At 38.5% G+C, this 20,245-nt stretch carries 20 protein-coding genes; 17 read left to right on the top strand and 3 right to left on the bottom strand.

What is annotated here, in order from left to right; all coding sequences use genetic code 11:
* Nucleotides 1–135: 135 nt before the first annotated feature.
* From cdd to QA584_RS18330, 9 genes are all read left to right on the top strand, one after another.
* Nucleotides 136–552, top strand: coding sequence for a cytidine deaminase (gene cdd, locus QA584_RS18370; RefSeq protein ID WP_278270548.1), 417 nt, complete (start codon nucleotides 136–138; stop codon nucleotides 550–552).
* Nucleotides 553–777: 225 nt separating this feature from the next.
* Nucleotides 778–1,968: a phosphopentomutase gene (locus QA584_RS18365; protein ID WP_278270547.1), complete on the top strand. Its 1,191-nt coding sequence runs from the start codon at nucleotides 778–780 to the stop codon at nucleotides 1,966–1,968.
* Between the two features lie 93 nt (nucleotides 1,969–2,061).
* On the top strand, nucleotides 2,062–2,691 hold the full coding sequence (locus tag QA584_RS18360; RefSeq protein ID WP_278270546.1) for a YczE/YyaS/YitT family protein: 630 nt from the start codon (nucleotides 2,062–2,064) through the stop codon (nucleotides 2,689–2,691).
* Nucleotides 2,692–2,696: 5 nt separating this feature from the next.
* Nucleotides 2,697–3,692 carry an adenosine deaminase gene (gene add / locus QA584_RS18355; RefSeq protein ID WP_278270545.1) on the top strand — a complete coding sequence of 332 codons (996 nt, stop codon included), beginning with the start codon at nucleotides 2,697–2,699 and terminating at the stop codon, nucleotides 3,690–3,692.
* A 2-nt stretch (nucleotides 3,693–3,694) separates the two neighbouring features.
* Nucleotides 3,695–4,423, top strand: a complete 729-nt coding sequence (locus QA584_RS18350) for a Crp/Fnr family transcriptional regulator (protein WP_278270544.1) — start codon at nucleotides 3,695–3,697, stop codon at nucleotides 4,421–4,423.
* Nucleotides 4,424–4,678: 255 nt separating this feature from the next.
* Complete coding sequence (locus QA584_RS18345; RefSeq protein WP_278270543.1) at nucleotides 4,679–5,242, top strand: TetR/AcrR family transcriptional regulator; 564 nt, start codon at nucleotides 4,679–4,681, stop codon at nucleotides 5,240–5,242.
* Between the two features lie 196 nt (nucleotides 5,243–5,438).
* Nucleotides 5,439–6,188, top strand: a complete 750-nt coding sequence (locus QA584_RS18340) for a flavodoxin family protein (RefSeq protein ID WP_278270542.1) — start codon at nucleotides 5,439–5,441, stop codon at nucleotides 6,186–6,188.
* A 97-nt stretch (nucleotides 6,189–6,285) separates the two neighbouring features.
* Entirely contained in the window at nucleotides 6,286–7,296 is a 1,011-nt protein-coding gene (locus QA584_RS18335; RefSeq protein WP_278270541.1) for an FkbM family methyltransferase, read from the top strand.
* A 295-nt stretch (nucleotides 7,297–7,591) separates the two neighbouring features.
* Nucleotides 7,592–8,455 (top strand): AraC family transcriptional regulator, encoded by an 864-nt coding sequence (locus QA584_RS18330; protein WP_278270540.1) that lies wholly within the window; start codon nucleotides 7,592–7,594, stop codon nucleotides 8,453–8,455.
* A gap of 268 nt (nucleotides 8,456–8,723) precedes the next feature.
* Here QA584_RS18330 and QA584_RS18325 read toward each other — a convergent pair whose 3' ends face one another.
* Both QA584_RS18325 and QA584_RS18320 read right to left on the bottom strand, forming a co-directional pair.
* A complete protein-coding gene (locus QA584_RS18325; protein ID WP_278270538.1) occupies nucleotides 8,724–9,449 on the bottom strand; it encodes a hypothetical protein in 726 nt (241 codons plus the stop codon).
* A 170-nt stretch (nucleotides 9,450–9,619) separates the two neighbouring features.
* Nucleotides 9,620–10,789: a PucR family transcriptional regulator gene (locus QA584_RS18320; RefSeq protein WP_278270537.1), complete on the bottom strand. Its 1,170-nt coding sequence runs from the start codon at nucleotides 10,787–10,789 to the stop codon at nucleotides 9,620–9,622.
* A 227-nt stretch (nucleotides 10,790–11,016) separates the two neighbouring features.
* Here QA584_RS18320 and QA584_RS18315 point away from each other — a divergent pair, with 227 nt between their 5' ends.
* The 7 genes from QA584_RS18315 to QA584_RS18285 all read left to right on the top strand — a co-directional run bounded on the left by QA584_RS18315 (nucleotide 11,017) and on the right by QA584_RS18285 (nucleotide 18,211).
* On the top strand, nucleotides 11,017–12,042 hold the full coding sequence (locus QA584_RS18315; protein ID WP_278270536.1) for a hydroxyacid dehydrogenase: 1,026 nt from the start codon (nucleotides 11,017–11,019) through the stop codon (nucleotides 12,040–12,042).
* A gap of 14 nt (nucleotides 12,043–12,056) precedes the next feature.
* Nucleotides 12,057–12,959: an AEC family transporter gene (locus tag QA584_RS18310; protein ID WP_278270535.1), complete on the top strand. Its 903-nt coding sequence runs from the start codon at nucleotides 12,057–12,059 to the stop codon at nucleotides 12,957–12,959.
* Between the two features lie 24 nt (nucleotides 12,960–12,983).
* Nucleotides 12,984–13,385 carry a hypothetical protein gene (locus tag QA584_RS18305; protein WP_278270534.1) on the top strand — a complete coding sequence of 134 codons (402 nt, stop codon included), beginning with the start codon at nucleotides 12,984–12,986 and terminating at the stop codon, nucleotides 13,383–13,385.
* Nucleotides 13,358–13,975, top strand: coding sequence for an NAD(P)-dependent oxidoreductase (locus tag QA584_RS18300; protein ID WP_278270533.1), 618 nt, complete (start codon nucleotides 13,358–13,360; stop codon nucleotides 13,973–13,975). Before QA584_RS18305 ends, QA584_RS18300 begins: the two co-directional genes overlap by 28 nt.
* Nucleotides 13,976–14,109: 134 nt before the next feature.
* Nucleotides 14,110–15,306, top strand: a complete 1,197-nt coding sequence (locus tag QA584_RS18295; protein WP_278270532.1) for a pyridoxal phosphate-dependent aminotransferase — start codon at nucleotides 14,110–14,112, stop codon at nucleotides 15,304–15,306.
* 212 nt (nucleotides 15,307–15,518) lie between these two features.
* Nucleotides 15,519–16,784, top strand: a complete 1,266-nt coding sequence (locus QA584_RS18290; RefSeq protein ID WP_278270531.1) for an FAD-dependent oxidoreductase — start codon at nucleotides 15,519–15,521, stop codon at nucleotides 16,782–16,784.
* Between the two features lie 59 nt (nucleotides 16,785–16,843).
* Complete coding sequence (locus QA584_RS18285; protein WP_278270530.1) at nucleotides 16,844–18,211, top strand: hypothetical protein; 1,368 nt, start codon at nucleotides 16,844–16,846, stop codon at nucleotides 18,209–18,211.
* A 369-nt stretch (nucleotides 18,212–18,580) separates the two neighbouring features.
* Here QA584_RS18285 and QA584_RS18280 read toward each other — a convergent pair whose 3' ends face one another.
* On the bottom strand, nucleotides 18,581–19,141 hold the full coding sequence (locus tag QA584_RS18280) for a TetR/AcrR family transcriptional regulator (protein ID WP_278270529.1): 561 nt from the start codon (nucleotides 19,139–19,141) through the stop codon (nucleotides 18,581–18,583).
* Nucleotides 19,142–19,276: 135 nt separating this feature from the next.
* Between QA584_RS18280 and QA584_RS18275 the strand changes: the two genes are divergently transcribed.
* A complete protein-coding gene (locus QA584_RS18275; RefSeq protein WP_278270528.1) occupies nucleotides 19,277–19,822 on the top strand; it encodes an HXXEE domain-containing protein in 546 nt (181 codons plus the stop codon).
* The last annotated feature ends 423 nt before the right edge of the window (nucleotides 19,823–20,245 follow it).

Below are 20,245 nucleotides of genomic sequence, written 5' to 3'. Positions count from 1 at the left end.
ATACGAATTTCATAGCTTCAGTTGCCCTTTGGGCAAGATTCAGCTCTGAAATTGTATTAATTGCATGGTATATAGATACAATATTAAAGTTTCGCAATTATCAAAAAATAAATAATAAAAAGAGGTGCCACAGCTATGGATAAAGCAACATTGGTAAAAATGGCTCTTAAAGCAAGAGAATATTCTTATAGCCCCTACTCGAATTTCTGTGTAGGGGCTGCGCTTCTTACAAAGTCAGGTAAAGTATACAGCGGTTGCAATATAGAAAATGCCGCCCATACCCCAAGTAATTGTGCGGAGCGTACAGCATTTTTCAAAGCAGTCAGCGAAGGTGAAACAGAGTTTGAGGCCATTGCCATAGTTGGCGGCCCTTCGGCTGGAATTGTAGATTTTTGCGCACCCTGTGGTGTATGCAGACAGGTTATGATGGAATTTTGTGACTATGAAAGCTTTGAAATTATATTGGGTAAATCGGAAGCGGAATATAAGAGTTTTCAATTAAAGGAATTGCTGCCGCTTGGATTCGGACCCAATAATCTGAGTGCCAGATAGCAAGAAAATAAATAGGAAAGCAGAAGATATCTTAAGAGGAGTGAATCATACCCGGTTTTTACAAACAAGCAGAAAGACTTCTGCCTTTCTTATTTTAGGTGCTGTTTTTGAGGCACCGGTGAGGTTGAAAGAAAATAAGTGATAGAAAGGATGCCACAATATGCTTCTTAGAAAGTTATTTTGCGGCAGTATCGCAAGTGAAATTGCGATATGCAAAGGGTGATTATGTACAAATATAAACGAGTTTTTACCATTGTGATAGATTCCCTTGGTATTGGTGCCATGGAGGATTCCAAGGCTTACGGTGACATTGGTGTGGATACGCTGGGACATATTTCAGAAGCAGTGGATCAGTTTCATATCCCGAATCTGCAAAGACTGGGACTTGCCAATCTCCATCCACTAAAGCAGGTAACACCGGCGGAGAATCCAACAGGGTATTATACCTCTATGTCAGAAGCCAGTGTGGGCAAAGATACCATGACCGGTCACTGGGAGATGATGGGATTGAAAATTGAAAAGCCCTTTCAGACCTTTACAGACACAGGTTTTCCAGAAGAACTGTTAGAAGAACTGAAAAAACGTACAGGAAGAAGAATTATCGGCAATAAAAGTGCCAGCGGAACCGAAATCCTTGATGAACTGGCCGAAGAAGAAATAAGTACCGGAGCTATGATCGTTTATACCTCCGCCGATTCTGTCCTTCAAATCTGCGGAAATGAAGAGACCTTTGGGTTGGAAGAATTATACCGCTGTTGTGAAATTGCCAGGGAACTGACCATGAAGGATGAATGGAAAGTAGGTCGTGTCATTGCAAGACCTTATGTGGGGAAAAAGCCCGGTGAGTTTAAGCGTACCAGCAACCGGCATGATTATGCTTTAAAGCCTTATGGAAGAACCGCATTAAATGTACTTAAGGAAAGTGGGTTTGATGTTATATCCGTAGGAAAAATTAATGATATATTTGTAGGGGAGGGTATCACCGAAGCCTACAAATCAAAGAGTTCTGTACATGGTATGGAGCAGACGTTAGAAATCGTTCAGAAAGACTTTACGGGTCTGTGTTTTGTTAATCTGGTGGATTTTGATGCTCTGTGGGGACATAGAAGAGATCCCCTTGGATATGCAAAAGAACTGGAACAGTTTGATTTAAACTTAGGAGTATTATTAAGTAAGCTAAAGCAGGACGATCTTCTCATCATTACAGCAGATCACGGTAATGATCCAACTTACAAAGGAACCGACCATACCAGAGAAAAAGTTCCTTTTATCGCTTATTCTCCTTCCATGAAAGGCAGTGGTGCACTAAAACCCATAAGTGCATTTGCGGCGATTGGTGCAACCATCACAGATAATTTTAATATAAATATGCCAGAGGGTACAATTGGTACTTCTGTGTTAAATCAATTACAATAGGAAAAGATACTGCAAGTAACTGAAAAGATGTGCAAAGGCGCACAAAATGTAAATTCTTATTTTTGTGCGTCTTAACACAAAATAGGAGTAAAAGTGAAAGATACAAAAATTAATATAAAAAAAATGCTTTTGGCCCTTTCTGGTATTTTCCTGATTGGGATTGGTGTTGCGCTTAACAGCTGTGCCCAATTGGGAAATGATCCGATTGGCATAGTGTATGACGGAGTAAGAAATATAGCGAAGCTTAACAGCGAACAGTTAGGCACAGCTTCTAATTTGGTAAATTATGGTCTGATTATGCTTCTGATATTTACCGGAAGAAGATATGTTAATATCGGGACCCTTATTTATATACTTCCCTATGGATTTTTTGTCAACCTGGGGGCAAGACTTTATCATAGTATATTTACGGTTAGCAGTATACCGCTGCAATGGATGACGGTAGTGACCGGCTGTCTGCTTTTATATACCGGAGTAGCAATCTTCATCGCAGTCGATATAGGACTTGATCCCTTTACCGGTGTTGTTATGGTAATACGGGATAAAATAAAGTGGGATTATAAAAAGACGAAAGTCATATTTGATGTTATAATGGTGGTAATTGGGACAGCCCTCGGAGGAAAATTAGGTATTATAACCTTTGCAACCGCCTTGACCGCCGGACCAATGATTCAGTTTATATCAAACCGGTTTAAAGTGTTGATTGCAGAAAGGAATGGGTAGGTTACATGGAGCAGGATTGGATACGGCAGCTGCCAAAGACAGATTTACATTGCCATCTGGATGGTTCAATGGATCCTAATACGGTTTTTACTCTTTTAAAAGAAACAGGCTTCACGATCGATGGGGACCAATTAGAAAAGGAACTAATGGTTTCTGAGGATTGTGAAAGCCTGGAAGAATACCTTAAGCGGTTTGATTTACCACTGCGGTGCTTACAGACAGAAGCTGGCTTAAAGCAAGCAGCCTTTGACCTGTTAAAGAATGCTGCGACTGAGAATGTAAAGTACCTGGAAGTTCGGTTTGCACCTATGTCCTCTGCATTAAAGGGACTTGGCTGTAAGCAGATTATTGAAAGTGTATTAAGGGGCATTCAGGCGGCAGAACAGCAATGGGATATCAAAGCTTCTGTAATTGTCTGCGCCATGAGGCATTATTCCAAAGCACAGAATGAACAGATGTTATATTGCGCCAGGGAATATCTTGGCGAAGGTGTATGTGCACTGGATTTAGCCGGTGATGAAGGAGCTTTTCCCACGAAAGATTTTAGAGAGTTATTCCAACTGGCTAAGAGGCTCGATATGCCCTTTACAATACATTCCGGTGAATGCGGCAGCATTTTGAATGTGGAAGAGGCTATTAACCTGGGTGCAAAACGGCTTGGGCATGGCATTGCATTAAGTAAGGATAGTAACCTGATGAAACAATGCAGGGATAAGAGGATTGGAATCGAACTTTGTCCAACCAGTAATTTTCAGACAAAAGCTGTAACTGCCTGGGAGGAATATCCGCTGCGACAGTTCTTAAAAGAAGGATTACTGGCAACGGTGAATACCGATAACCGTACCGTCAGCAATACTACGATTACAAAGGAACTGACAAAGCTGAAGGAAAACATGGGAATTACAGAAGATGAAATACGGAGACTTCTTATTAATTCCATAGAAATATCCTTTGCTGCTGATGATATAAAACATAGTCTAATAGGTGAAATGGGGAGTTAGGTGTGGCCGGAGAAGATAATGTTAAAAAGATTATAGAATTACAGAATAACCTAAGCGGAGAAAAAAGGGAATATTTAAACCGGTATTTAAGCAGTTCTCCCCTTTGGTTTTTAGAATCCATGCAGATTATCCGTAAAGAAAAAAACAGTATATTTATTGAAGAGAATGCAGAAGTAGATAAAGTATATATATTGGTAGATGGAATCGTAAGAGCAATTGATTACCGGATCTGCGGTATTGTTTATGATTACATGTGGTTTTATGCCGTTAAGGTATTTGGAGCAATGGAAATCCTGCTGAATATGAAAAAATATAAAACCACCCTTAAGACGGTTACGGAATGTACCATGATCATGATTTCAAAGAGTACCTTTGAAAAGTGGATGCTGAATGACATAAATGCACTCCACATGGAAATCGAGTCCATGGGGAGTTATCTCTTAGAACAGGCCAGAAAAGAACGTGTATTTTTATTCCTGCAGGGTATTGACCGGGTTGTTTATCTTTTTATCCAGATTTATGAACAGTCCAATGAAAATCAGTGCGTCTTAAATCTAACCAGGATTCAATTGTCAGAGCGTTCCGGATTAAGCATTAAGACCATTAACCGTGCGATTAAAAAAATGGAAGAAGATGAATTCATCAATAGATCAGGCAATAAAATCATTATAACCAATAAACAGTATCACGCAATGAAGGAGTACTTAGCGCCCATAATGGACCAGCCGTGATATCATAATAATCGACAATTATAGCGTAGTAGTAAAAGGCATCGGGAAATAGTATGCCCCTGTATAGGACTTTTTATTGTCCCCCCAACAGGAGCATACCAAATTAATCCCGATGCCGTTTTTATTTGCAAAAAAATAATGATCGATCTTAAGACACATTGTTTGCAAAGCATAAAAATGAATTGACAAATAAGATAATCTGATCTAAAATTGAACATGTTCAATAAATGTTCAATTTTAAAAGAAGGTGAATAAATGAGTAACAAAAAGGAAGAAACGAAAAAAAAAATATTGGAAGTGACAGTTGATTTGCTTGACACCATAGAGAATCCGGATAACATCACTATCCGAAAGATAGCCCAGGCTGCAGAGGTAGGAGTTGGGCTGATAAACTACTATTTTGAGTCAAGAGATGACTTGATTAAAGCAGCAGTAGCTCAGAAGATGGTTTCAATGGCTGAAATAATGGAAAGTTTAAAGGAAGATAACGGTAATCCGAAAGAGTACTTAAAAAATATGCTGACAGCCATGGCCGATACAGCCATGAAAGACCCCAGGCTGAATAAAATATCAGCAGAATATGACTTGGTAAAAGGCGATTTTAAAATTTGTCTATATTTACAACCGGTTCTTAGGAAAATTTATCAAGACAGTAAGTCAGAAGCAGATTTAAGGCTGATAGCCTTTCAGCTTATCGTAACCCTGCAAAGCGTTTATTTGCGTCAGGATGCCTTTCATTTATTAACTGGTATCGATGCTGGGATTAAACAGGAACGAGATAATCTGATAAATTCGATTGTGGATAATTTAGTAGGTTAATTTAATAGATAATTTAGTTAGCTAATTTAATAGTTTAAATTGAATGGGTTAAATCTATTAAGCTTAAATATAATAGGCGAATGAACAGAATAGGCTGAATGAATAGACGACTCGAAGAAGCTAATTTAGTAATGATTTAATGATGTTCAGGTCATAAATTATTTTATTGTTTTTTACTGAAAGAGAGGTAGAAGAATTGAAAATACTTGCAATAATCGGAAGTCCAAGGATAAACGGCAATACTTATAAAGCAGTTCACGAGATTGAAAAAGAACTGGAAGCCAGAGATAGCAATATCAAGTTTGAATATGTGCAGTTAAGCAGAATTGATCTTAAGCCCTGCCGGGGCTGTTTTGTATGTATCGAAAAAGGTGAAGAACGATGTCCCTTAAAAGATGACAGAGAAAGCCTGGAACTGAAAATGAAACAGGCAGATGCAGTGATATTCGCCTCCCCGGTATATACCTATAATGTATCCTGGATTATGAAAAACTTTCAGGACCGTTTTGCCTACCGGTGCCATAGACCGGATTTTCATGGGAAGAAAGCAATGGTAGTTGTAACTACGGGAGCAGTCGGTCTTAAATTTGTTTCCTTTCTTTTAGCCTCAACGATGGGCTCCATGGGCTTTATTACCTGCGCAGAAGTAGGAGTAACCTTTGCACCGGCTCATGAATCAGATGAGAAAAGGCAGAAAAGGGAGCAGAATAAGCTTATTAGGCAGGCGGAAGTGTTTTATAATAAACTGATAGATACAAAACCTGTAAAACCCTCCCTGATAAAGCTATTGACCTTTAAAAAGCAGCGTAAAGCATTCATTCAGGCCCCTAAAGATCTGGTGGATTATAAATTTTGGAAGGAAAAAGGCTGGTTTGAAAAAAAGACTGCTTATTATTATGAAACCAAAATTGGATTAATAAGCAAAATGATTTCTAAGATCTTATAGGAAAATATAAGGTCAAATAAACGTGATTTCCCTGCACCGGAAATAAGCTGGTAACATATGATACTAAGAATATTAATTTTAAAGGAGGATAATCAGAATGTCAGATAAAGCAGATTCGAAAGAAAATCAAAGTCCTAATAAATTAAAGAAAACCTTAGTATCAACCTTAGCTAATCAGATTGATAATGATTTTGAGCGGTTGTTAGTGTTTATAAAAGAAAGGGACCTTAACCAGATTACTGAGGCAGTAAAACAAAATTTAAGACATTTTGCTGCAACAAATTACCAGACCTACAAAGGTTCTATTGATTATTTTAATAAATATAAACTATGGGGATCGTACTATCCGGAAAATGAGGATTATGAGCTTGCAGAGAACAGGGCCGATGCCCTTGTAAATCACAGAGAAGATTTTGAATGGATCTATAAAAAATTAAAAGACAACCGTTCAAAAAGAATTATGGTTAATATTTTGTATTACTGGCTTATGTCGGATACCAAACGAATTGAACAGATCTCGGACAGAACCTTTGAACAATATTTTGACCTTGATATTGTAAAGTGCAGCAAGAAGGAGGTATTTGTTGATATCGGGGGATATATTGGAGATACCATTGTAAGTTACTCCAGGGTATATGGGAAAGACTGTTACAAAAAGATATACAGTTATGAAATTGTACCTTCCGGTATGGAGTATATTGAGAAGAATATAAAACTATTCGGCCTTAATAATGTAGAAGTCAGACAAAAAGGTGCCAGTAGTAAGAATGGCAGCATGTATCTTGCTTCGGATGATTTGTCCTCTGTAAGCCAGCTTTCAGAAAATGGCATACTGGAAGTTCCTACTGTTAAAATAGATGATGATATTGAAGGCGAAGTCACCTTTATTAAAATGGACATAGAAGGAGGAGAAGAAGACGCCCTTCTTGGCTGTCTGGAAAAAATCAGGCAATACCATCCCAAATTAGCCTTAAGTATATATCATAATCATAAGGATATCTGGAAACTTGCCCGTATTATTGATGAAGTGGATTCTTCCTATAAATTCTATATCCGTTATTACGGGTCAGCCACCCTGCCGGCTGAGTATGTTCTTTATGCTATATAACAACAATTACTGCTAATGTTTAACAGAAATGGCTGCATTCTCATTCTTGCAGCCTTTCGTGTTTATATCCCACATGAATGATTTTATTAATCAGTTGAAAAATAATTACTGTCAATTAGATACCAATAAAACACCAGTAAAGAACTTTTTTCATTATAAAATATTATTTAAAAATCGGACGATTTACTTGACTTCGTACAAAGCATATTATAACATTAATTTATCTGATAATGGGAGAAAATAGAAAAATGAGATGATATTTACCATATAATGAGGATCGCAGGGGGAGCTGTTTATGATCGAATTTTTAGAAGGGATTCATGAAATTGTGGACTACCATGGGGATTTCAAAATACGTATTTATCCGAATAAAGAGTATGAGGATTACCCTCAGCATTGGCATACCGATCCGGAGATCATAATGCCGGTGGAAAATGATTATAAGATTGTAATTAATGAAACTACCTATAATCTGGAGGCGGAAGATATCATTATTATACCACCGGGAGAATTGCATCAATTATATGCGCCACCTGTTGGATACCGCATCATTCTTCAATTTGATTCTACTCTGCTTTACAGTCTCAGCGGTTTCAATTCAGCCTTTCATATGTTTCGCCCCTGTGTTACGGTTACCCCGTCCTCAATGCCTGACATACATAAAGAGCTATCCACTCTTATCTTTAATATAACCTCTGAATATTTTTCGACTCTGCCCTTTAGAGAGGCCTCCGCGTATTCCATGCTAATCCGTTTTTTTACTACCTTAGGGCGCAAATGCATTAATCTTAATGATAATCTTTCAACAATGAAAAACCAGAAACGGCATGAGTATTTAGAGCTGTTTTTTAATGTGTGCAACTATATCAACGAACATTGCACCGAGGATATCAAAATGGATAACCTTGCCGATATTGCAGGCTTTAGTAAATATCATTTTACTCGTCTCTTTAAAGAGGTTATGAATATATCCTGCTATGATTATTTAATTAACAGGAGAATTATGTGCGCTGAGAAACTGCTGATTAATCCGGCTTTAACCATAACCCAGGTTGCCATGAAGTCCGGTTTTAGCAGCCTTGCAACCTTTAACAGGGTATTTAAAGCTAAAAACCGCTGTACGCCTACGGAATATAAATCTTTTTATGAAGTTAATTAGAAGGTCTGAATTTTTAAGCTCCAAGTATCAAAAGAGAATTTAAATTTTATTTCTATTATCAAATATACTTAGCTGGGTTAGCTTTCGGCGGTGTGAATGAATAACCGGGTGGAACCTTGTCAATAGTTTAAGGGATGATGGAAGTTATTATATAAATTTAACTCCCCTTGGACCTTTCGCTAAGAGCGATACGTTAAGGGGAGTTAAATATTTTGTAGCCATTAAGTAAAAAGTAAAGTATTTTTAGCAGTTCTCCATCCTTAAAAAATCAATAATATTCCGGTGCACTGATACAAGAGTCCATGTATTCCAGTAACTGGTTTATTCCAAAGACAGGAACACCGGAAAGGTTCTGGATTAAATTAGTAAAGGGTGCAAAATTTGTGCATTCCAGAATGATTGCACCGGTATCAGGATTCTGCTCCATATGCCTTAGGGTAAGTTCTTTGATACATTCCTCAAGTACTTCCAAATCCTCCTCCAGATTATCCTGAATAAATAATCTTGAGAAAGGAGAATTCTCTGGCATTCCGCTGATACTGACGGGAATATCTTTCGATGACCAGCCAAGCTGGTTAAAGGTATCATCATGAATAAGGTCTGCCTTTTCTGTTAAAATTCCGATCTTTAATCTGCCATTTAACATGGTGCGGATAAATGGAGCAAGAATCAGTGTATTCGTAAAAACAGGAATCGTAACAGCATCAGCAAGCTGTTTTTGAAATCCGGTCAGAAAACTGCAGCTGGTGGTGATTGCCTTGCAGCCTTCTTTTTCTAATTCTTTCGCAGCCTCGATAAATGGTTTTAGTAATAATTGTTCAGCGTTAGAGGCATTTAATTTATCTGTCTGCAGGTTTCGAACCGTATAATATTTTACAGGAATCTTAAAGGTTCTCGCATTCCCGATATCTCCAATAAGCCGTGGAAATACTGTATCCATCATTAATATCCCAATATATTGTCCATAACTTGTGTAACCGCCTTTTATTCTCATATACCGGTCCCCTTTCCTGATTTGAATTTCTGATTTTAAAATAGCATATAGGTTATGGGGCTGTAAAGTACTTTAGTAAGGAAAGAAATAAGAGTAGTCACATTTCTATAAAATGTATACAACTTGTCCATATAGTAAGTCAGGAAGAACTACAGATTAATCCTCAGCAGTTAAAAGGCAAAGTAATCATGAAAAAGAAGTGAAATGGACATATATAGTCTGGCGTAATAATCGTCCGGATTTATTCCACACAAATCATTAATTTTTTCAAGGCGTTTTTGCAGAGTGTGTCTGTGGATAAAAAGCCTTGAGGCAGTTTTGGAGGCATTACAGCTGTCGGCTAAATAAAACCGCAGGGTCTGTACATAATTGGTTTGGTTAATCCGGTCATAATTTAAAAGTATCTGCAGTGCCTGATTATCAGATACGAAAGAGTGTTCATTCTGATGGAGAATTCCAAACATTTTCATAAAAGTCATGTTGTCATAGGAACACACACCCCTCTTGGCATGAATGAACTGTAACAGCTCCGTACATTCGGTCACATGTTCAAAAGCCAGATATAAGGATTCCATTGATTTAATACGGTCCACACCTACATAATAATTAATACCCTGCTGCTCTGATAAGAAGGTAAGTTCAATACTGAAGTCATAGATCATGGACAGGTATTTCGCTTCACTTTCAAATAGGATAAGAAAGGACGAAATCCCGTTTTTAGACATATGATATTCGCAGGAGTCCGCCCGATCGGTTAAGTAGGATTTTATCCGGTTCATACTGGCTGCAGCAATTGTTTCACTAACCGCATACAGATTGATGGGTTTAAGGTAAAAAAGATGAGCAACTTTACCGGAATCTTCCTCAAACAAGACGGAAGTATATTGTTTCAGATTTTCCTGCATAGATTGGAACATGATTTTGGCTGCTTCGTCAGATATTATATTTTCTGACTTTTCTGTATTTATTTTTTGAATCAGAATCCGAAGAATATCGGAAAAGGTCAGCGTTTTAGGAATTTCAAGCACAGGAAAACCAAGCTGGTCAGATTCCTTTAGAATATAATCCGGTATTTCATCAATGTAGTAACCGGGCTGTATTGCAATACCGCTTACTCCATTATTTTTAAGCGTGGATATCAGGTTTTTGTATAAATCCTCCTGCTGGAGGTTATAGCCGGTTGTTACCAGCAGTTCTCCGCGTTGTATGGACTGAGGTGAATCCAGAATCTCCATAACATTGACCCAGGATATTATATTTGAATCACCGGTTTGGCCTGCTGCAAGTCTTACTCCCCTAAGTAATTGATTTTCAACAATTTGTCTGATCATTAAGCCCATAAAATCACCATACTTTCCTGTTTTTATTAGGATACAGCCAAAATTAAGCATTCGTCAATCATATTTTTTAAAATAATTTTCTTAAAATGGACATATTGTCCACCGATATAAATCAAATCAGTACATTGTGATTATTGTAAGATAATAAACATACTTTTATACTTTCTAATATTAAAACATCAACTATGAAACATCAACTATTAAAACATCAATTACGGAGGTGCTGCATGGAATATAAGATTTTAATCACGGAACCAATTAATAATAAAGGCATTGATTATCTGAAAGAGCAGGGCTATGAGATTAAGATGGGTTCTGGAATATCGGAAGATATCTTAATCAAAGAAGGTGCCGACTGTGACGGCATACTGACCCGAAACGGCAATATTACGGAAAAGGTCCTTACCGCCTGCAACAAACTAAAAGTGGTATCCATGCATGGGGTAGGAGTGGATTGCATTGATGTGGAGGCTGCCACCAGGCTGGGAATTCAGGTAACCAATGCAGCAGAGTCCAATCAGAGGTCCGTAGCGGAATATGCCATCGGGCTGATACTGATGCTTGCAAAAAGATCCATCCATTATAACAATGGGTTGAAAAGCGGAGACCTGGAGGTAAGAAAACTCTATGGCAGCGATGTATCCGGCAAAACTCTTGGTATCATAGGAATGGGCAATATCGGGACTCAAGTAGCCCATATTGCTTCCTATGGGCTTACAATGAACGTAATCGGGTATAACAGACGGATAGGCGGGAAGAAGCAGACCGAATATGCATTGTTAAGTGATAATCTGGAGGAGGTAATTTCATCAGCTGATTTCTTATCACTGCATTTGCCTGCAAACCCTTCTACGAGACATATCATTGGGGAGAGAGAACTATCTTTAATGAAACAGACTGCCTTTCTAATCAATACCGGGAGAGGGGAAATAATTGATGAAGCCGCACTAATTAAAGTTTTGAGCGAACATAAGATAATGGGTGCCGCACTGGATGTTTTTGAGGGGAATCTGCCAAAACCTGATAATCCGCTGCTGCATATGGAACATGTAATTGTTACTCCTCACACTGCCGCTTTTACTACGGAAGCCTTGGAGAGAATGGCATACCAGGCGGCACTTGGTATATCGGAGGTCCTTGAAAAAAGACCGGTTTCCTATCCGGTTAATAAATTAAGTGACAGCTTTGTGGAAAATACAGGCATTGCTGCAATCATGAATTATTACCGCTATGAATTCGGCAATAAGTACTAATTGGAGATGATAATATGAAATCGATGCTTACTATGCAGGGGATGCTATTTCTCTTAATACTTGCAGGGATTTATGCTCAGAAAAAAGGAATCATAACGGGAAATAACAGAAAGAAATTTACGGATCTGATCATAGAAATCATACTTCCCTGTAATATTGTAAATTCCTTTTTGATTGAATGGTCTTATAACGTATTGATTAACTGTGTTGCGGTTTTAATTGCAGCGGTTATAACCCAGATTTTCTATGTGGTATTAAGTAAACTGCTTTTTAAGAACAGTACGAAAGACCGGCAGGCGGTACTAAGATATGCGGTAATCTGTTCCAATGCTGGTTTTTTAGGAAACCCTATCGTGGAATCCGTTTTTGGAAGCCAGGGACTTTTATTTGCATCGGTGGCCCTGATTCCTTTAAGATTCGCCATGTGGTCGTCAGGATTGAAACTCTTTACAAAAACAGATGGAAAGTCTACAGCGAAGAAGCTGTTGACCCATCCCTGTATTATTGCGGTATTTGTTGGATTCTTTTTCATGTTTACACAGATTAAGCTGCCAGGTTTTGTGTTAAAAACCCTTTCAGGAATTGGAGGCAGTAATACGGCACTCTCGATGATAATTATCGGTTCGATTCTGGCAGAGATTCATATAAAGGAAATTCTGGATAAGGAATTATTCTATTTTTCTGTCATAAGACTAATCGCTATTCCGGCAGTTGTGTTATTCATCCTAAAACTGGCGGGGACAGACAGTCTGGTAACTGGTGTAATAGTACTACTAGCTGCAATGCCTGCAGGGAGCACTGCGGTCATGCTGGCGGATAAATATGGAGGGAATTCCAGGTTCGCTTCCTCCTGCGTATTCTTAAGCACCGTTTTGTCACTGATTACCATACCAATAGTAAGCATGTTGCTGATCTAAAAGTGAACTTAATAAGGAGGTATTATGAAAGTTTTATTATTTCATGCAAACCAGGATGAAATCGGATATATTAAAGCCTGTAACGAGAAATTCCGTTTTGACCTGGCATTTGCTGATTTTGATTTTAATGGTGCAGGACCAGACAGTTTTACAGGGTTTGATGCAGTTTGGATTACGACAAACTGTAAGGTGACAAAAGAGAAAGCAGAAATTCTTAAAAAAGCCGGCGTTCCCTATATTGTTTCAAGGGCAGCCGGAATAGACCATTTAGACCTTGCAGCTATGAAAGATAATAATATAAAAGGAGCCAATGTACCCAGATATTCTCCTGGTGCCATAGCGGAGCATACGGTCTGCCTGGTTTTAATGTGTCTGAGAAAAATGAAGCGGGACTCATTATGGTCAGTCAGTTTGATTTTACTTTAAACGGCTTAAAGGGAAGAGAACTCCGTAATATGACAGTGGGAGTTATTGGTACCGGCAGAATTGGAGCCGAGACTATAAAAAACTTAACCGGTTTTGGCTGTAATATCCTTGCATATGACTTATATGAAAATAAAGCGGTGGCAGGACAGGTTACGTATTCAGGACTGGATCAAGTCCTGACAGAAAGTGATATCCTGATTCTCCATTGCCCTTTAACAAAGGAAAATGAGAAATTGATTAATTCGGATACCCTTGCCCGTATGAAAGACGGAACTGTATTAATCAACACGGCAAGAGGCGGTCTGATGGATTATGAAGCGGTACTTGGGGCTATTGAAAACGGTAAACTAAGTGCGGCAGCCTTTGATGTGTATGACAGTGAGACGAATTATATCAGAAAGAAAGTAAATCCGGACAGTTTTGAAAGTGAAACGCTTAAAAAGCTTATGGAGAAAGAAAATGTTATCTATACGGCTCATATGAGCTTCTATACGGATACGGCTATCGAAAATATGATACTGACCACCTTTGATAACCTGATGGAATATGAAACAAAAGGTGTTTGTTCCAATGAAATAACCGGTATATAAAGAAACCTTTTAATGAATTATATTTGAAGTATGCATAAGAAAAGCTATATAAAAAACGTATAAAAGAAAATTGGTAAATTGAATTTCAACATCCTGATTTGCAGGTGTGTTACGAGGCACAGAAGGGAGCTGCTATGTATAAAGATTATGATTTAACTCAGGAATCCAAACGGGTTCAAAAAGTGGAACCCTCCCTGATAAGAACGGTTCTTAACCGGGTGGATGAATTACGTAAGAACGGTCATGAAATAATTGCATTAAGTGCCGGCGAACCGGATTTTAATACGCCGTCTGATATTAAAGCGGCGGCAATCAATGCAATTAATGAGAATTATACCCATTACAGTTCTAATCGGGGCTACGAAGCCTTAAGAAAGAAGATAGCGGAAAAGATACGAAAGGAGACAGGAGTGTCCTATGACTACCGGACTGAGGTATTAGTAACCAGCAGCGGCGCGGAAGCTATTAATAATACGATTCTTTCAATAATTGATGAAGGAGATGAAGCCATCCTGTTTTCTCCTGCTTTCGTTAATTATGAAAACATGATAAAAATCAGCGGCGGGGTGCCGGTTATTATTGATCTGAAGCGGGAAAACGGCTTTGAAATCGAGCCTTTTGAGGTAGAAAAGCATATCACGGATAAAACGAAACTGGTAGTGATCAATAACCCCAATAACCCTTCCGGAGCGGTTTATAAAAGTTCGGTACTGGAACAATTATGTGAGCTGGCAGTGAAATATAACTTTATTATTGTTTCGGATGAGATGTACAGCAGTCTTACGTTTGGGGATACTAAATTTAAGTCTGTCGCATCGTTTCCTGGTATGAAGGAGCGTTCTGTGATTATTAACGGGTTTTCAAAAACCTATGCAATGACCGGTTGGAGACTTGGTTATATTACGGCCGGTGAAATAAGAATCAACACAATTCTTAAGATACACCAGTATTCAACCACCTGTTCCCCAACTTTTATTCAGATTGGTGCGGCAAATGGAATGGATACCGAGGGTACCAGGCAAGAGACCGCCCTAATGATTGAGGAGTTTGCAAGGAGAAGAATGCTTCTTATGAAAGGACTTGATAGGATTTTAGAACTTTCCTATGTAATCCCGAATGGAGCATTTTATATCATGGTGGATGTGTCAAAAACCGGGCTTACTGGTATGGAGTTTGCCAAAAGATTATTGGAAGAAAAGCATGTTGCCGTAATTCCGGGGGTGGGCCTTGGCAGAAAGTGTACGGATTTTATTAGGATATCCTTTGCGGCATCTGCTAAAAATATAGAAAAAGCCCTTTTTAGAATTGCTGAGTTTATAAAGGAATTATAAAAAGAACATATTTTTATGTATAATTATACATAATGTCCACCGTATTTGTCGAATTAGGTACAATATGGTGATTGTAAAATAAGTAAACATTATGTATACTCTTTAAATAATAATTATATAACAGGTTTTTATCAAAAAGCAAAGAAGCGATGGTTTTACCGCTCCTTTGCTTTTTTATTTATTACGACATAAAGAAAGGCGGAGAGGAACAAATGAACATAGTTATAACTGGAGGCGGATGGGCTGGATGTTCCGCAGCTTATGCGGCAAGAAAACAGGGAGCAAATGTAGTTTTATTAGAACGGACAGATTTACTGCTTGGAACCGGACTGGTAGGCGGTATCATGAGAAATAATGGCAGATTTACCGCTACTGAGGAAATGATTGCAATGGGCGGAGGCGATATCTTTCAGGTTATTGATGAAAACTGTCGTCACACCAATATCAGTTTTCCGGGACATGAACATGCAAGTCTTTATGATATAGCCAAAACACCGGCGGCCATTACGAATTTCTTAAAGGGAATGGGAGTGGAGATAAGACTGCAGGAAAGGGTGGTAAAAGCCCAGGTTACAGAGGGAGTTATTGAAAGTATTGAAACGGCAGGCGGTGAGGTTTTTAAAGGAGATGCTTTTATTGATACAACTGGTACTGCCGGACCGATGAATAACTGTTCCAAATACGGCAATGGCTGCGCCATGTGTGTTCTTAGATGTCCAAGTTTCGGCGGCAGGGTAAGTCTGGCAGGACTATGCGGTATACCCGAAAAAACCGGCAGGAAAGAAAATGGGTCAGTTGGTGCCATGAGCGGTTCCTGTAAGCTTTATAAAGAATCACTGGCTCCCGAAATTGTAGAATTACTGAACCAGAAAGGCGTTGCGGTCATACCCCTTCCTAAGGAGCTAATTGAGAATCACTTAAGTGTCAAGGCCTGCCAGCAGTATGCACTTAAGGAATTCGCTGAGAATATCATTCTTTTAGATACCGGTCATGCCAAACTGATGACACCGTTTTATACCCTTAAGAAACTTCATAAAATACCAGGTTTTGAAAATGCCCGGTACGAAGACCCCTATGCCGGAGGAAAAGGTAATTCCATGAGATATTTTGATATGTCACCAAGAAGTAATACCTTAAAGGTTGAAGGAGCCGTGAATCTGTTCTGTGCCGGAGAGAAAGCCGGTCTGTTAGTGGGACATACGGAAGCTATTGTAACAGGTGTCCTGGCAGGATATAACAGTGTACGGCATCTGCAGAATAAACCGTTGCTGGAACTGTCCAGAAAGACGGCAATCGGTGAGGCTATTGCTTATGTTAATGAGGAAATGCAGAAAACGGAAGGAATGGGAAAGAAGTATACATTTTCAGGTTCCGTATTATTTGATCGAATGAAGGAACTTGGGTTATATGAAACGGATGTGGCTAAGATTCAGAGTACTATTAAAGATGAAGGACTAATGAATATTTTTGCATCATAAATTTGCGTTGATACAACACATTGATGGGTTGACCCAACAGAAGAAAGAGAGGAAATCATATGGCACTAACATCATTGCACATTGCTTACATTATTATTACCCTGGTTGTATTAATAGCATTATTATGCAAAAAGGAAATCGTAATTCCCTGTGTGGCAGGAATCCTTGTTATTGGATTCGTTTATTCCGGTAGTGTAGTTAAGTCAATACAGATACTAAACAATGCATTGATTCATTCATTTATTGAGTTATTAAGTATTATTATTGTAATTGCTCTGGTAGTTTCCATGTCAAAGGCAATGATAGCCCTGGGTGCAGATGAGGTAATGATGCATCCGGTACGAAAGATTATTAGAAATAATAAAGCCGCCTTCTGGATTATCGGTTTTACAATGTTAATCGTTTCCTGGCTCATATGGCCCTCACCGGCAGTAGCACTTATTGGAGCACTCTTATTACCGGTTGCCGGAGAAGTAGGCCTTCCGGTTATATGGGCAGCAGTTGCGATGAATATATTTGGACATGGTATCGGACTTTCTTCCGACTTTGTAATTCAGGGAGCGCCATCCATTACCGGTACTGCAGCAGGACTTGATGCAAATCAGATCATGAAAGCCAGTATTCCTTTGTGGTTAACCATGTCGGTGGTAACAGCGGGTGTTGCTTTCTTTATGATGCTTCGTGATTTAATGTTGAATAAAGGTTCACAGACCGCTGTGAAAAAAGAAATGGTGTTAAAAGAAATAAAGAAGCCGAAACTGGCCAGATTTATTGCAATTGCAATGCCACTGGCATTTATTGCAGATATTGTAGTTATGATTTCCTTTAAAATTAACGGCGGAGATGCTACCGCTCTTGTAGCCGGTACGGCGCTGATACTTACCTGTGTTATTACTATACTCGACAAAGGTCTCGGAGAGGCACTGGAAACAGCAACAGACCATATAAAAGAAGGATTTAAATTTGCAATAAAAATATTTGCACCGGTTGTAGTGATTGCCGCTTTCTTTTTTATGGGCAGTGAAGGTTTTGCACAGAAAGTTCTTGGTCCGGATGCAACTGGTCTTTTAAATGATATAGGTCTTTGGCTTTCCTCTCATATACCCTTATCCAAATTAACAATGGTACTCTCTGAAACTTCCGTTGGTGTTATAACCGGGCTGGATGGTTCCGGATTCTCTGGGCTTCCCTTAGTTGGTTCTATTGCACAGACTTTCTCTTCTGTTGGTAATATACACGTTGCAACCCTTGCTGCCTTGGGTCAGATCGTTACTGTCTGGGTCGGCGGCGGTACCATTATTCCCTGGGGAGTAATTCCTGTGGCAGCCATATGCGGTATTGAAGCAACAGAACTTGCAAGAAAGAACCTGATCCCCGTATTATGCGGTTTTGGTGCTACGATAATTGTTGCAATGTTTCTCATATAAGGTTTCCAATTGAGTTACATCATTATAAATAATTTGAGTCTAGTAAATACGATCCTGACCTTATGAGGAGATGCCAGTCAAAGACTAGTTTATCGTTGGAGAATAACCATTAAGCAACATATTACCAAGGTCAACACCTATGACAATAAGCTGGTGTTGACCTTTTCTTATCGATTAGTAAAGTACTCCTATTCGATAAAAAACCCTCCGGGAGGATGCACATGACGCGCCAAGGAAATTTGTCACTATCGTGATAGTGCGTCAGCGCTAGAGTCTGGCGAGCCAGACTCTTTATTCTGAAGACTATAGTAGGTTTATGAGGTATATCATGAAATGTTAGTATGTGAATTTTGATAGATTTATTGTTACCTAGCCGGAGAAATTGCACATTAATATAAAGTCTCTAAGAATTTCCGCCATTTCCTCCGGAGATTTCTGCGCATCGTCATTCAGCCAGCGAATCAGGATATGCATAAAACCTCCGGAGCTAAAGGATAACGCATAATCAATGCTTTCCTTTGGTAACGCTAATTTATCGCCTTTTACTTCATAAAAAGCCAGGGGTAGAAGCTCATCAGCCTTAGTAAGAAAGAAGGGGAGCAAATGCTGGCGGTTGACCAATGTAAGAAAATCCCTGTGTTTTACCATTTCAGTAAAAAATATTTTAGCAATACCAGGTAAGGATAAGTCGGCCCCCTTATGGATTTGGGCTCTGTATTCCAGCCAGATTTTATAAAAACTGCCTTCCAGAATTTCATCTTTTGAAGAATAATTCCGGTAAAAGGATCTTCGGGATAAACCTGCATGATCCGTTATCTCCTGTATGGTTATATCATAATAATTTTCTGTGGCCATTAATTTTAACAGAGCTTCTTCCATCCATAATTTCGACTGGTCTGATTTTGGATTTCCTTTATTTTTACCTGACATGAATATACCTCCTGTATCGTCACATATCTTTCAATCTGTAGCGTTTGAGTCAAAAGGATTGACTCTGCTTACCCATTTATTATAATAGGTATTGTTAATCGACACAAGTGTGACTATTATAAAGGAGGAATATTTATGAACACTATGAATTTTATCGTTTGGATGCTTCCTGTCATATTTATGATTCATGATTTTGAGGAAATCATAATGTCAGAAGTGTGGGGCAAACGCTACAGTAAGGAAATTAATACGGTTTGGCCTAAAAATAAGCCCTTTGGTCTGAATTATATTAAGAACTGCCATACTCCTACGTTTGCTATCGGAGTAGAGGTGGAATTTTTGTTATTCACCGTTATCTGTTTGTTTTCCGTAATCTTTGATAATTATTTTATCTGGTATGGTGCTTTTCTTGGAGTAATCATTCATATGGTTCTGATCCATATAGTAATCTGCTTTCGGTTTAAAAACTATGTTCCGGGAGTTGTCACATCAGTCATCTTTCTACTGCCTGGAATCTGGTTTTTATATAAAGCCTGCGGGATACTTCATTATGGCATGAGGACAGTATTATTAGCTTCTTTGTTAGGAATTGTATTGATGGCAGTGCTAATACCGGTACTTCATAAATTTATGGGTACCTGGTCGGAGTGGCTGTATCAATATTCGAATAAACAGCCTTAAGCATAATCGTACCCATAACTTGGTATATGTTATACAGGTTGTTATAACGCAGTGTAAAAAGCAGGTTATATCTTGCAGACAATCAGTAAAGGCAGCAAATGTAATTAGTAATTTAGCATGGGAAAAGGGGCATTTTCATTTGCTGGAAGCTTAAAAAAAATATAACCTGCATTTTAGTTTTTAGATATGATTCATTAATTATAAAAAGTCTTAAGGTACCTTTTAACAAAAAATAATTATTAACCCAAAAATAAAATCTATATTACTAATCCTTAATACTGAATAAACCGTAACATTGAAAAAGCTTTAACTATGAAAAGCTTTAACTATGAAAAAGCTCTAACAATGAAAAAGCTCTAACAATGAAAAAGCTTTAACCTTGAAAAGCTTTAACCTTAAAAAATCCTTTCACTTTGAAAAACC

Source organism: Anaerocolumna sp. AGMB13025, from assembly GCF_029689925.1.
GTDB lineage: Bacteria > Bacillota > Clostridia > Lachnospirales > Lachnospiraceae > Anaerocolumna.
Note: the sequence above shows the minus strand (reverse complement) of the source record. Positions and strands in the feature narration are given on the sequence as shown.